The following is a 13,696-nucleotide window of genomic DNA, read 5'->3' as shown; positions in this document are numbered from 1 at the left end:
ATAATAATTTGTCTATAAGGAGATGTAAGCATGACAGTTTTACAGGCTGCTATTCTCGGATTGATTCAGGGGTTAACCGAATTCCTGCCCATCAGCAGTTCCGGGCATTTGGTTTTATTTCAGAGATTTTTTGGGTTATCTCAAGGGGTACTTACCTTTGATGTCTTTGTTCATTTAGGAACTCTTGTAGCGGTATTTGCCGTCTTCTGGCAGGACATCCTGGCTTTACTGAAAAAACCTTGGCAGCGGTTGACCGCCCTGATTATTACAGGCACAATCCCGACAGGCATTATGGGACTGGGCTTGAAAGATTTTTTCGAAAAAATATTTGCTTCCGGCAGTACACTGGGCATTGAATTTATTGCCACAGGGGTAATCCTCTGGTGGGCAGAATCTATTCGCCAAAGAAATAAAGGGATTGACCAAATTACATATGTAGATGCAGCTTTTGTCGGATTTATGCAAGGTGTGGCTATTCTTCCGGCAATTTCCAGGTCCGGGCTTACCATAGCCGGGGCATTATTTAGGGGAATAGATAGGGATACAGCTGCCCGGTTTTCTTTTCTTATTTCCATTCCTGCCATATTGGGCGCTGCTCTTGTTGACGCCAAAGATGTTATCGAAGCCGGAACGGTAGGAGTGGGGACCATACCGCTTATAGTGGGTACTGTTGTCTCGGCAGTAGCCGGATACTTTGCGATTAGAATTATGCTCCGTATCTTACGGCAGGGAACCTTGAAGGTTTTTTCTTACTATGTATGGGCTCTGGGCATTTTGGTGATTATCTTGCAACTCACAGGTATTTTGTAAAAATATCATTAATTTTATTTCCGGCCCTTGCTTTGCAAGGGTTTCTTTGTTGATGAAGAACTGGGGCCGGCGGACCTAAGGCCTGAAATTTAACAAAGGAATTTACCGAAAAACGTAGAACATATATTTGGGGAAGGTGAGAAAATGGCCAAAAATAAGGTAGCTGTAAACGAGGAAATAAAATTCGAAATAATGGGTATTTCCTTTCTGGCTTTTTCTGTTCTTTGCCTGGTAAGTCTGTTTTCCAAAACGACCGGAGCCGTGGGTGAGTTTGTTGATATGGCGCTACAGCGGCTGGCCGGTGAAGGCAAGTACATATTTCCTTTTATAGTTGCCTTTTATGGCTTTAAACTAATCAAAGAAAGAAGAAAGACAAAGTTTAGCCACCAGTTACTGGGCGCTGCTGCGCTGCTGGCCATGGTGTTGACATTCATACATATCCAGTCGGAAGAAAAAAGCCTTTTTCAGGCCGGTTGGGAAGGGCGCGGCGGCGGTATTATCGGAGGCGCTTTCAGCGCCGTGTTCATTAACCTGTTTGGTAAAACCGGTACATATATAGTATTAATTACCTTGTTTATTATTAATGTAATCCTGATTACCAATATATCGGCAATTACCCTTTTTAAACGTTTTACGGCTAATGTGCTGGCGTTTATGCAGCGGCTTAAGGAAGGCATTGCTGATTTTATTTTCACTGAAGAGGAAGAGGTGGAAGTACCCGACCAATCACCGGTCGGCGAGCCGCAACTGCCTATTTTTGCGAACAAGAAAAAGGTGCCTATATTTCTGGATAACGGAGTGCTCCAATACGAAGACGGCGTTTCCGGACAGGGCAGGGAAATAAAGTTTGCTGACTATGCAGATGACGGTGATGAACTCCAGGTTAATATTTATTCCGAGCCAATTGAAAAACTGACGGAAAGCGGCAGCGAACTGGCGCGGATTGACGCCATTATTGAAAAAAGAGGGAAAGGGAAAAACAAGGTAAATGCTGAACTGGAAACACCTGAGCTAAAGGTGGGGGGAGGCGGCGAAGACGGGTATAACCTGCCTCCTCTAAGCCTATTGACCAAAAATGTAAAACTAAAAAGTACAAGGATGAGTAAGGATATTACCGACAATGTCAGAATTCTGGAAGAAACGTTGGCCAACTTTGGAGTCAAGGCCCGGGTTACACAGGTTTCCAGGGGACCGGCTATTACCAGGTACGAACTGCAGCCGGCGCCGGGCGTGAAAGTAAGCAGAATTGTCAGCTTAGCTGATGATATCGCCCTGAGTATGGCTGCTTCTGATGTCCGTATAGAGGCGCCGATACCAGGTAAAGCGGCGGTAGGGATTGAAGTGCCCAACAAAGAAATATCCATGGTCCATGTACGGGAGCTTTTTGAAAGCCCTGAATTTATGAATTCCTCTTCCAAACTTACTGTTGCATTGGGTAAGGATATAGCCGGCAACACTATTATAGGCGACCTGGCCAGCATGCCGCACCTTCTGATTGCCGGTGCTACCGGGTCAGGAAAAAGCGTTTGTATGAATACTTTAATTGCCAGTATTTTGTATAAGGCCAAACCTAACGAAGTCAAGCTGATTATGATCGACCCTAAAATGGTTGAACTGACCACGTATAACGGGATTCCCCACCTGATTGCGCCGGTGGTTACAGAAGCAAAGAAAGCTGCCGGTTCGCTCCGCTGGGTGGTCAGAGAGATGGAGAAGAGGTATGAAAAATTTGCTCAAGCTGGAGTAAAAGATATAAAGAGATATAATAACCTGATTCAGAGTGAAGGTTATGAAGGGGAAAAGGAGCCGTTACCTTTTATTGTAGTAGTCATAGACGAGCTGGCAGATTTAATGATGGTGGCTCCGGCCGATGTGGAAGACGCTATCTGTCGGCTGGCCCAGATGGCCAGGGCTGCGGGCATCCACCTGGTTGTGGCCACCCAGCGCCCGTCGGTTGACGTTATTACGGGCCTTATTAAAGCCAATATTCCCTCCCGCATTGCTTTCGCTGTTTCTTCTTCGACGGATTCCCGGACTATCCTTGATATGAGCGGCGCCGAGAAGCTCCTGGGTAAGGGGGACATGCTGTTTTTCCCTGTCGGGGCACCGAAGCCTGTCAGGGTACAGGGAGCTTACTTATCAGACAAGGAAGTGGAAGCCCTGGTCGATTACCTGAAGAAACAGGGACAGCCGGAGTTTGCCGAAGGTGTTATCCAGAGCGATACCGGCGGCAGTGCACCTAATATGGAGGAGGACGAACTTTTTGTTGATGCTGTAAAAGTACTGCTGGAAAGTGGACAGGCTTCTATTTCCATGCTGCAGAGACGTTTGAGAATAGGTTATGCCAGGGCGGCAAGGTTGATCGACATGATGGAAGAACGGGGCATTGTCGGTGGTTATGAAGGGTCCAAGCCCAGAAATATCCTGATTACCATGGAACAGTTTCAACGCATGTTGGAAAACAAATAGTCATAATTCCCCGGTTCCCTGACGAAGTAAAGATGTGGAGGTTTATAATGGGAAAAAAGATTTGCACTGTATTAGTTTTCGTTTTACTGGCGATTTTAATTACCGGTTGTGTCAGAAACGGTGAAAAAATGCCTGCATCGCTGGGGAGCAAGGGAACCCCGAAAAGCTTCAAAGTAGGCGTTGTATTGGGTATGCCCGGCAGGGGAGGCCAGTGGCTTGGAATTAGTGCGGCAGCCGGTATGAAAAAAGCTGAGGAAGAACTGGGTATTGAATATAAGGCGCTGAACCAGGGCGATTTGGTTGATGATGTGGAGTCCTTGCGTTATTTTGCTGAAAACGAGTATGATCTGGTAATTGCGGTAGGACCGCAGATGGCCAAGTCTTTAAACCAGGTGGCCGAACAGTTCAAAGATATCCACTTTGTAATAATAGATGATGTGGTGAACCAACCGAATGTAACCAGCGTTATCTTCAATGAAGAGCATGGCGGTTTCCTGGCCGGCGCTGCCGCAGCGAGTCTGACCAAAACAAATCGTGTGGGTTTTATCGGCGGTTCCCAGATGGATGAAGAAGAAACCAGGTATCAGGCAGGGTTTCTGAAAGGAATACAGTATATAAATAGTTCCGAAGGTAAAAGTGTCAAAGCATACGTTTCCTACGCCGGGGTTTTTGCCGATGCCCTGGTAAATCCTGAAAAAGGTAAGCAGCTTGCTTATCTCCAATACAGTAATGGGGCTGATATAATATTCCAGGTGGCAGGGCAGACCGGTAACGGGGTTTACACGGCTGCCAAAGAAGCCAGAAAATTTGTTATCGGCAACGATGCCAAACAGGCAGAAGCAGCTCCCTGGAACAGTTACGGCGTTACGGCTAAAAGGGTAGATTACGCTGTTTACAGCATTGTGAAAGCGGCATATGCCCAAAAACTGAAACCGGGTGTGGTAATTTACGGAATAAATAACCAGGGGATGGATTACGTAAACAGTTCCGCGGTGCCACCGGATGTAGCCGGTAAGATTAACCTTGTCAAGGCCGGGTTGGCTAAAGGCAGTATTAATTTGGAAAAAATAGTCGTGGCCGGCGATTTACAGTTAAAATTACCCGAGCCGGGCGCTGCACCGCAGAATTTGCCGCCTGCCCAGGGGCAGCCGGGCCTCGGTTCAAGCGGCAATGGTCAAAGCAGGCCAAAGGCAAATTCGGGAACGGGTAGGAACCAAAAAACAAAACCGGAAGGGAACGGTGGTAACGGCAGCAATAGCGGTCAGCCCGCCGGAGGGGGTACTCTGCCACCAACGGGTCAGCAACAGCCCGTTACTCCCAACCAGAGTCAGACCAGTACTCCCGGCCAGAGTCAGACCGGCACTCCAAACCAGTCCGGAGGGTTAACGGGGGAAGCAAGCCAACCTTCCACCGACAATCAGACCGGTGGAGGAACGGAGGCAGGTATTTATCGATAATTGGCGAAATATACCAGCGGAGAAAATCATCGGAGGATTGGCATGGGCAAGAGGGTGGAATTACAACATGTTATATTTGCTGTTATCTTCCTGCTATTTGTTATGGTCAATGGTCAGCCTGTCAATGATACGGATTTCTGGTGGCACCTGAAGGCTGGAGAGTATATCTGGCAGACCAAAACAGTTCCCCATGCGGATGTTTTTTCTTATACCATGTCCGACAAACCATGGACAGCTCATGAGTGGCTGGCGGAGGTTATTTACTACCTCGCGTACAGCCTGGGTAATTTTCGGGGATTATTTGTACTGAATTTATTGTTGCTGGCTTTAACTTATTATTTTTATTATCAATTGCTGCAGTTGAGAACGGGAAAAAACTCTATCCTTTCGGCTTTGCTCATGCTGGCAGGGGCCTTTTTTACCTATTTCTTCTGGGGTTTTCGACCTCACATGTTCCTGCACCTGTTATTTGTTATCTTTCTTTATGTTATGGAATGTTTTTACCGGAACAGGGATTACCTTTGGATATTGCCTTTGCTTATTATCGCCTGGGTTAACCTGCACGGTTCTTTTATCATGGGGCCGGTTATTATAGGCTTGTACCTGATTAGCGGGATTTTTGCGATTCAATTGCCTACCCTTGTTAATAGATTATGGACACCGGCCCAAAAAAGAAAACTTCTGGCTGTTTTATTAATGTCGTTTTTAGCTACCCTTATTAACCCCAATTCGTACCACATGCTGTTCTATCCGTTACAAACAGTAAATAGTGATTTTATTGTAAACCAGATAAATGAATGGGCTTCGCCTGATTTTCATGAACCATATTTCATGGTTTATCTGGGTTACGTTCTGGCGGGTTTCGCGCTCATGGGCCTGGGGAAAAGTAAACACAGGGCGGTAGACCTCCTGTTGGTGGGTACATTTTTCCTTATGAGCCTGTATGCCGTTCGCCACATTGCTCTTTTTGTTTACGGCGCCGGGCCTGTGTTTGGTTACTATCTGGCCGCTTTGCTGCCGAAAAATTCGCTATATAAACATGAACATATTTTTAACGGAGTTTCGGCTGTAAAACATTTGTTAAACGGAGTTTTGGTCGTAGGGACGTTAATTGCAGCATTCCTGGTGTGGCCGCCGGAAGTACCTTTGGAAAAACATGTTGAAGCGCGGGTTTTGCCTGTTGGTGCTGTCAACTACATAAAACAACACCGCCTCTATGGGAAAGTTTTGAATGATTACAACTGGGGTGGGTATATTCTCTGGACTCTTTATCCTGATGTTCGCGTTATGATCGATGGACGAACAGATTTATATGCGGCAAAGGTATTTCCCGATTATCTGAAAATCGCTAAATTGCTGCCCCAAACTCCGCAATTACTGCAAAAATACTATCCCGATGCCATCATCATCAGGGAAGGAACTTCGCTGGATGCCTATTTAAGCAACTATCGTCACTGGCAAAAGGTATATGCCGATGAAACGGCCGTAATCTACACCCCGGTTGTAAAGGGGAGACATGGGACATGAGCTGGATTAAAAAGTTGCAGATACAGCATGTGGCCCTTTTTGCCTTGCTGATAATGTTTATCGTTGGGCATGCCAAACCTATTGCCGACCCCGACGTTTGGTGGCATTTAAAAACAGGGTTAGATATCATCGACACGGGCCAAGTACCCCGTGAGGACAGGTATACTTTTTCCAATATGGGACATGAATGGATAGCCCACGAATGGTTGGCCGAGGTTATTTATGCTTTTCTATATAAAGCCGGCGGTTATCACGGGCTGGTCGTAATTAATATAATTGTGCTCGGTCTAATTTCAACAATGGCCTTCCATGTGTGCTACCGGCGAACAAAGGGCAACCTTACCTGGAGTGTTATTGCCGTCCTTTTTATCGCCGTTATCCTTTCGAATTTTTGGACCTTCAGGCCCCATATGTTCGGGTACCTGTTTTTTACCGCCTATCTGCTTATTCTATATCAATATGAAAAAGGGCAGGATTACCTGATATTCTTGCCGTTACTAATGCTGCTCTGGGTTAATTCCCACGGTTCCTACATCATCGGAATAATTCTCATGGGTTTTCACCTGGTGGCCCACCTGGTAGACTTCCATTTAGGCAGGTATCGAGGGAAAAAATGGCCTGCCGGAAAAAGAAAAAAGTTTTTGTTTGTATTGGGGACAGTAGTGCTAGCCACTTTGCTAAACCCCAATACTTACCATATATGGCTCTATCCTTTTACTACCGTTGATGCAGAAATGATAGTGGAAAATATCGAGGAATGGATGGCCCCTAATTTTCACCATATCCGTTTTCAGGTGTTTGCTCTGCTGTTGGCAGGGGTCATTTTCAGTCTGCTGTTATCACCGAAGAAAATTTCTGTAAACGACGGAGTTTACCTGCTTGCTTTTACGGCGTTGACCATGTTCGGCGGGCGCAACATGGCCCTCTTTGCTTTGGCTTGTTTTCCCATAGGGGTAGAGCATGCTTCTGAAATATGGCCTTTCGGGGGACTGAAGACGGTGAAATTTGCCCCTGTAAACTGGGTCCTGGTGGCTGTATTGCTGGTGGTGGGTATTCTTAATTGGCCTGTTTTTGCCTCCATCGAAGATTATGGCGACCCGCAGGAATATCCTGTCGGGGCGGTGGAATATATCATCCAACATCAGTTACAAGGCCGAATTTTTAACGACTATAACTGGGGCGGATACATACTATGGAAGTGTTTTCCGGAAAACCGGCCCTTTATTGACGGCCGGACCGATATTTTCGTGGACAGGGTTTTGCCCGATTACGTGAAAATAATTGAAGCCCGCCAGGGAGCATATGAAATTCTTATGCAATACGACCCGGATTATATTCTCGTTCCGCCTGATGTTCCACTCAATACCCTGCTGAAGGATAAAAAGGATTGGCGGCTTATTTATCATGACCCGGTAGCAAATCTATTTGCGCAAGGGAGATGAGGTTTTGGAAGTAGGTATTAACCTGCGGGAGAAGTTTTTTTCCTGGCGTACCCTGGCATCATTTGGCTTGGCTTTTGCACTTATTTACCTCATGGTCACCAGGATGGAGCCTGACAGGGTATGGTCGGCCCTGAAAAACACGCAACCCGGCTGGTATGCAACAGCTTTTCTGGTGTATTATACCGCATTTCCCTTAAGGGCATTGCGGTTTCGGTTGATGTTGAAAAATAACGGCCTTGCAACCAAAACGCCGGACTTATTGAATATTATACTTATATCCTGGTTTGCTAATTGTTTGGTACCTGCCAAGATCGGAGATTTGTACAGAGGATACCTGGTTAAAGTACGGTACTGCTTGTCTTTACCGAAAACCATAGGCGTTATTTTCGTGGAAAGGGTTTATGACCTGTTTATTTTGTACCTGCTCATCGGCGCTACCGGGATTGCGAGTTTTCAGGGCCGGATTCCTGGCAAGCTGATGCTTGTTATGGAGACAGGCTTTATTGTGATATTAATTTTGATAATCCTTACCTTTGGTTTAAAACGTTTCGGTCAACGGGTGGCAAGGTTGCTGCCGGTTAAGTTTGCTGAATTGTACAGCAAGTTTCATACGGGAGCTGTGGACTCTTTGCAAGACCATGGCCCGGTAGCCCTGTTCACCGTTGGCATTTGGTTGTTAGAAGGGATGAGTTTTTTCTTTGTCTGCCGAGCCATGGGCCTGGGCATACCCGCCGTTACAGTGGTGTTTATAGCGTTGGTGTCGGCGCTGATGACGGCGCTGCCTGTTACCCCTGCGGGTCTGGGCCTCGTGGAAGCCACCAAGGTGGGCGTACTTTTGTTCTTTGGACAATCTGAGGGTGTGGCAGTCACGGCGGCTATACTGGATAGGATAATCAACTACTGGAGCCTGTTAGTGCTGGGGTTTGCTGTTTACCTGAAAACGGGCAGTACATACAAAAGGGGAGGGGTTACCGGTGAAGGCGCTGGTTGTGATACCGACCTACAATGAAAAAGAGAACATAGCCAAACTGATTGGCGAATTGATGAAGGTTAACGGGGAGTTGGAAGTACTGGTTGTAGACGACGGTTCTCCTGACGGCACCGGCGAAATTGTCCGGGCCCTGGCCAGGGATAATGAACGGGTCCATGTCATACATCGCCCGGGCAAGATGGGGCTGGGTACCGCCTACATTGCGGGGTTTCGTTACGCTTTGAGCCGGTCTGATATCGAATGCATTCTGGAAATGGATGCCGATTTTTCACACCAGCCAAAGTATATCAAGGATTTTCTGCGAGAGATTAAGGAATATGATGTGGTTTTGGGCTCGCGTTACATTCCGGGTGGCGGGGTGGAAAACTGGGGCTGGTCGCGGCGACTCCTGAGCAAGGGTGGCAGTTTGTTTGCGAGGCTTGTCCTGGGTTTGCCGTACCGGGACTGCACAGGCGGGTTTCGTTGTTACAGGCGGCAGGTTTTGGAACAAATTGACCTGGATACCATTACTTCTGAAGGTTTCGGCTTCCAGGTGGAAATGCTTTATGCCTGCTACCAAAACAAATTCCGCATCAAAGAAATTCCGATTATTTTTCCGGACCGCCGGGAAGGAACCTCTAAAATATCCAGAAAAATTGTGCTTGAGGCTTTTTGCATGGTGTTAAAACTGCGTATCTTGCACAAACAGTCCTTTCGGAAGACTTTGCTGGAATCGCCGGTTCAGGCAAGGGGGAAATAAATTCGGATGATGAAACAGTTTTCTGTACATATTATTCCCTATTTGGTAACCGTTCTTAGCCTGACGGCGAAGTTTTTGTACTTGAACTGGGTTACAGGTTCTTACGTGAACATACCCTGGACAATTTCCCTGGGAACTTTATTGATGTTAACCGCCCCCTGCATTGCCTTAAATTCGGGGAAGCGGTTGTGGGTATTAATTGTTTTTGATTTGATTATCTCTTTTTTATTGTTTGCTGATATCCTTTATTACCGTTACTACGGCGATATAATTTCAGCGCCGGTGTTGGTTCAGATAGGTTTGGTGGGGCCGGTGCTGAGTTCAGTGATAGGTCTCATAAAGTTTTCTGATTTGTTGTTAGTTCTTGACCTAGCGATTTTTTTGCCGTTTTTTGGCCTAATTTCCACAGGTGCTGATAATAAATCCTGCCGAGATATCTGTATGAGGACTGTAGCGGCTGTTGCCGTGATGTCAATCGGTTATTCAGTCATTTTTTTCTCCGGGAATAAGTTTGATGCCAATAACAGATTGCAGGTAATCAATCGGGCCGGCTTGCTTTATTACCATTTCGCGGACATCAGCAATTACTTGGATGGAGTGGTGTTGGGTGAAGAACCCATGCAGAAAGGCGACATGGCCATGATTGAGAAAAGGTTTGCCGGGAGGAAAATGACAGAGGGAAGACTTACCGGTTATGCCAAAGGAGCCAATGTGTTGGTATTGCAGGTGGAAGCCCTGCAAAGCTTTGTTCTGAACCTTAACATCAACGGTCAGGAAATCACGCCAAATCTCAATAAACTGATGAAAGAAAGCCTGTATTTTCCCAACTTCTACAGCCAAACCGACCAGGGCAACACTTCAGATGCCGAATTCCTGGCCAATGTATCTCTTTATCCTCTGCAGAAAGGGTCAGTATATTTTTTGTATACCAAAAACGACTACCGGTCATTACCCCAGGTTTTGCGGGAAACGGGTTATTCAACACTGGTAATGCATGCCAACGAACCGGAGTACTGGAACAGGAAATACATGTATCCTTCACTTCATTTTGCTACCTTTTACAGTGGAGAAAGTTACCTTTTAGACGAAAAAATCGGTCTGGGGTTGGGCGACAGATCGTTTTTGCATCAATCGGTAGAAAAGATCAAGCAAGCCAGACAGCCTTTTTACAGTTATTTGATTACCCTGACAAGCCATTTTCCATATAATTTTCCCGACAAATTAAAGGTATTAAATCTTTCTCCCTATGAAGGGACAATGGCAGCGAACTATCTTCATGCCATTCATTATGTCGACCAGGCTATTGGTTCTTTTCTGGCTGAAATGCGAGAACAGGGCCTGTTGGACAAGACCCTGGTAGTCATCTTTGGGGACCATTTTGCTTTGCCCGAAAACGAACTGGCCCGATTTGGCAAACTGTTGGATGTGAAACAGGACTGGCTAGTTGGAAAAAACAGGGTTCCTTTAATTATCCGGGTTCCCGGGGGAAAACAGGCTGGAGTAATAAATACCCCCGGGGGCGAAATAGATATATTTCCCACACTGGCTAACCTTTTGAATCTCAACCCCGGTGACGTACTTACAATGGGGCGTGACCTGGTCAATGCCAGGGAGGGGTTTGTAGTGTTTCGTGACGGTTCTTATATAGATAAAACTAATAACTACCACAACATAGCGAAAGAACCTCAAACTCCTGAAGCTGCGTTGGCTCTGCAGGAACTTCGGATCTCCGACCTGCTAATCAGGTACAACCTGACTGACCGGTTGCTGAACAAAAAGGGTGTCACGCCTTCAAATCGGTGAAACCATGACGAGAGAAGTGGAAACATGAAGGAAATGAGAGCTAAAATCCTATTGTTTGTGTTTTGCGTTCTGCTGGGCTGTGTTATATTATTTTTCGGTTCTAAGCAGGAGGCTGTTCAGTGGGATTTTAATACTTACTACTATGCGGGAAAAGCCTGGTCAGAAGGTTTCAATCCTTATAATAAAGACGTGTTGTCAGTGGTATCAAAAGGTGCAGCTGTCTTTGATTATGTTTATTCTCCCATAACACTGCCGGTGTTTAGCCTGATAGCTTTAATGGATTTCAGACAGGCTTTCATCTTTTACCTGGTGCTGAAAATAGCTGCCTGGGTTGTCCTGAACAGGATATGGGTAAATGCTTTTCTTGGCAGGGACACGAACTTTCTTTTTTATTTATTTGGACTGGTGGCTTTTAACTGCTCCTTTCTTGCTGATTTACTGGCCGGGAACATTGCCGTTTTTGAGCAGCTTTTACTATGGGTGGCCTTTTTCTGTTATTTACAGGGATGGTTAATGTTGTTCTGTTTATTTATTGTGGTGGTTTCTCTTTTTAAAATCACACCTCTGTTTTTTCTGGTCCTACTCCTGTTTGTGCCTGACAGGAGGAAATACCTTTATTTGGTCGGGTCCCTGGCAGGTTTTGCTTTGATCATGGCTTTGTCGTACGCTGTACAACCATGGCTTTTCCAGGGTTTTCTCGACAACATGCAGAAACTTAATAACTTGGCTTATGAGAGAGGCCTGGTTAACCCTGCTGTTTTGCCTTTGCTCAAAGACATTGTTAGGGTATGGGAACAGAAATTAAATATCCCAATACCTGGCCAGGTTAGCTGGCTAATGTATTTCTTCTTTGTGTCAACAGTATTGTACATTAGCCGGCGATCAATTGTCTTGTTGCTGAAAAACGAACAGATAGGGAATGAACAGAAAGGTCAACACCGCTATATTCCGGTCTCCTGTCGGAATACTACGTATTCTTTGTAGCTTGTCTATACTGGTTTTTATACATCAGACTGATAACAGAAAAGAGCCCTTCTTGGCAGAATCGTCAATTTCTTTTAAAGGGCCTGGTAAACAAAGCGACCAGGAAAATCAGTGACACATACCCAAACAATGGATAAAGAAAACCTACTAACCGGGAAAAGCCCACCTGGCTAAAACATACAGCCAACAGCATTATTACTGTTAAAGTTCTTTTGTAAGAGAGATTAAATCCCTCGACAATGCGGGTTGTTACGCCATAAACATTGCCGATGATGGTGGTATAAATCTCTGCCCACAGGATGATTGCATAAAATAACTGGAATGGTCTCCCCACAGACGCTGCCAGTTGCAGCATAGGTACTTCTGGCAGCTTGGCCAAGGGGCCCGCCAGATTGGATAATATAGCCAGGTTGATAAGGGAAGCCAGGGCGCCTAAAAGCAAGCCACCGATTAGCCCTCCGGCCAGGAGAGCATTCCTTTTGCCAATCTCATGCCCCAGAGGGGCCAGTACGCCCGTGGAGAGGGTGAGGTTATAGGCAACATAGGTGAAAGCCGATAAAAGCCAGTGAGGGGTCGAGGAAGCGGGTACGGCTATTTGGTTGACATTAAAACAAATAAGTGAACTTATGCTGATGCTGGAAAGGCCGACTATGAGGCAGCCGACAGTGAGCAGCGGCACAATAATGCTGTTGGCCCGGATTATGCCCTTTATTCCGGAGAGAACGGTGATAATGGTCAGGACTACCGTTAATAAAGTTCCCAGCAGGTAGGGTACATCCAACTGCTGAGCCAAAACAGCTCCGGAACCGGCCAGTAATACGCTTAAAGTGGCGAAAAGAAAAAGGGTAATTAATTTTTCTAAAATAAATCCCAGCGGCCGGCCGCATATATATTCAAAGACCTCTTTGTAGGATACCGCCCGTAGGGCCCTTCCAATGCCCAAGACCAGAATACCGCTGACGGAAAAAAGCAAGGCGCTTAGGCAAACGCCGGCGATACCGGGTAAACCGTGGCTGCTGAAAAACTTCAGCACTTCCTGGCCCGATGCAAAACCGGCGCCCACAACTGTGCCAATATAAGTAACAGCCACCTTCCAAGAGTCCTTCGGAACATAGTTCATGGAGTTCCTCCTTATATAATAGCCTTTGAAATTATTTATTCCAAAATCAAATTAAGTTGTTTAAGAATTAAAAAAAGATGAGGAAATTGTGGGCTCGATGTTGTATAATAGTTGTTAGATTCAGTATTCAATCAGGGAACAAAGGAGGGCTGAACAAAGATGACTATCACTAAAGATATGAGTATCATGGAAATAGTGATGAAATACCCAAAGACTATTCCGGTATTTCAATCCTATGGCATGGGATGTTTCGGTTGAGGCGTTGCCAAGTTTGAAAATGTTGCCGCAGGTGCGGCCGCTCATGGCATCGATATAGACAGTCTGATTAAAGATCTGAATGATGCGATAAAAAAA

Annotated in this window: 11 protein-coding genes; 10 read left to right on the top strand and 1 reads right to left on the bottom strand. The window is 45.9% G+C overall.

What is annotated here, in order from left to right:
• The first annotated feature begins 30 nt into the window (after positions 1-30).
• The 9 genes from ACSNJE_RS03520 (at position 31) to ACSNJE_RS03480 (ending at position 12,222) form a co-directional block, all read left to right on the top strand.
• Positions 31-810, top strand: a complete 780-nt coding sequence (locus tag ACSNJE_RS03520; protein WP_495252013.1) for an undecaprenyl-diphosphate phosphatase — start codon at positions 31-33, stop codon at positions 808-810.
• A 144-nt stretch (positions 811-954) separates the two neighbouring features.
• Positions 955-3,279 carry an FtsK/SpoIIIE family DNA translocase gene (locus tag ACSNJE_RS03515; RefSeq protein ID WP_495252012.1) on the top strand — a complete coding sequence of 775 codons (2,325 nt, stop codon included), beginning with the start codon at positions 955-957 and terminating at the stop codon, positions 3,277-3,279.
• Between the two features lie 47 nt (positions 3,280-3,326).
• On the top strand, positions 3,327-4,736 hold the full coding sequence (locus ACSNJE_RS03510; protein ID WP_495252011.1) for a BMP family lipoprotein: 1,410 nt from the start codon (positions 3,327-3,329) through the stop codon (positions 4,734-4,736).
• Between the two features lie 42 nt (positions 4,737-4,778).
• The gene (locus tag ACSNJE_RS03505) at positions 4,779-6,263 is read left to right on the top strand and encodes a hypothetical protein (protein WP_495252010.1); all 1,485 of its coding nucleotides are present in this window, start codon (positions 4,779-4,781) and stop codon (positions 6,261-6,263) included.
• Entirely contained in the window at positions 6,260-7,705 is a 1,446-nt protein-coding gene (locus tag ACSNJE_RS03500; RefSeq protein ID WP_495252009.1) for a hypothetical protein, read from the top strand. The genes ACSNJE_RS03505 and ACSNJE_RS03500 overlap by 4 nt, the downstream gene beginning before the upstream one ends.
• A 4-nt stretch (positions 7,706-7,709) precedes the next feature.
• Positions 7,710-8,714 carry a lysylphosphatidylglycerol synthase transmembrane domain-containing protein gene (locus ACSNJE_RS03495; RefSeq protein WP_495252008.1) on the top strand — a complete coding sequence of 335 codons (1,005 nt, stop codon included), beginning with the start codon at positions 7,710-7,712 and terminating at the stop codon, positions 8,712-8,714.
• The gene (locus ACSNJE_RS03490; protein ID WP_495252007.1) at positions 8,680-9,435 is read left to right on the top strand and encodes a polyprenol monophosphomannose synthase; all 756 of its coding nucleotides are present in this window, start codon (positions 8,680-8,682) and stop codon (positions 9,433-9,435) included. Before ACSNJE_RS03495 ends, ACSNJE_RS03490 begins: the two co-directional genes overlap by 35 nt.
• A 6-nt stretch (positions 9,436-9,441) precedes the next feature.
• Entirely contained in the window at positions 9,442-11,238 is a 1,797-nt protein-coding gene (locus ACSNJE_RS03485; protein WP_495252006.1) for an LTA synthase family protein, read from the top strand.
• A 24-nt stretch (positions 11,239-11,262) separates the two neighbouring features.
• The gene (locus ACSNJE_RS03480) at positions 11,263-12,222 is read left to right on the top strand and encodes a glycosyltransferase family 87 protein (protein ID WP_495252005.1); all 960 of its coding nucleotides are present in this window, start codon (positions 11,263-11,265) and stop codon (positions 12,220-12,222) included.
• A 64-nt stretch (positions 12,223-12,286) separates the two neighbouring features.
• Here ACSNJE_RS03480 and ACSNJE_RS03475 read toward each other — a convergent pair whose 3' ends face one another.
• Complete coding sequence (locus ACSNJE_RS03475) at positions 12,287-13,342, bottom strand: YkvI family membrane protein (protein ID WP_495252004.1); 1,056 nt, start codon at positions 13,340-13,342, stop codon at positions 12,287-12,289.
• Between the two features lie 159 nt (positions 13,343-13,501).
• Here ACSNJE_RS03475 and ACSNJE_RS03470 point away from each other — a divergent pair, with 159 nt between their 5' ends.
• Complete coding sequence (locus tag ACSNJE_RS03470) at positions 13,502-13,600, top strand: DUF1858 domain-containing protein (protein WP_013120289.1); 99 nt, start codon at positions 13,502-13,504, stop codon at positions 13,598-13,600.
• The last annotated feature ends 96 nt before the right edge of the window (positions 13,601-13,696 follow it).

The organism is Thermincola sp. GK-1 (assembly GCF_059412445.1).
The sequence above is the reverse complement of the archived record's forward strand: the minus strand, read 5'-3'. Positions and strand labels throughout refer to the sequence as shown.

What these genes read in the sequence shown, in the direction of transcription:
- ACSNJE_RS03475 (WP_495252004.1), bottom strand. Translation starts at nt 13,342, where the DNA reads ATGAACTATGTTCCGAAGGACTCTTGGAAGGTGGCTGTTACTTATATT.
- ACSNJE_RS03500 (WP_495252009.1), top strand. Translation starts at nt 6,260, where the DNA reads ATGAGCTGGATTAAAAAGTTGCAGATACAGCATGTGGCCCTTTTTGCC.
- ACSNJE_RS03485 (WP_495252006.1), top strand. Translation starts at nt 9,442, where the DNA reads ATGATGAAACAGTTTTCTGTACATATTATTCCCTATTTGGTAACCGTT.
- ACSNJE_RS03480 (WP_495252005.1), top strand. Translation starts at nt 11,263, where the DNA reads ATGAAGGAAATGAGAGCTAAAATCCTATTGTTTGTGTTTTGCGTTCTG.
- ACSNJE_RS03510 (WP_495252011.1), top strand. Translation starts at nt 3,327, where the DNA reads ATGGGAAAAAAGATTTGCACTGTATTAGTTTTCGTTTTACTGGCGATT.
- ACSNJE_RS03515 (WP_495252012.1), top strand. Translation starts at nt 955, where the DNA reads ATGGCCAAAAATAAGGTAGCTGTAAACGAGGAAATAAAATTCGAAATA.
- ACSNJE_RS03505 (WP_495252010.1), top strand. Translation starts at nt 4,779, where the DNA reads ATGGGCAAGAGGGTGGAATTACAACATGTTATATTTGCTGTTATCTTC.
- ACSNJE_RS03470 (WP_013120289.1), top strand. Translation starts at nt 13,502, where the DNA reads ATGACTATCACTAAAGATATGAGTATCATGGAAATAGTGATGAAATAC.
- ACSNJE_RS03520 (WP_495252013.1), top strand. Translation starts at nt 31, where the DNA reads ATGACAGTTTTACAGGCTGCTATTCTCGGATTGATTCAGGGGTTAACC.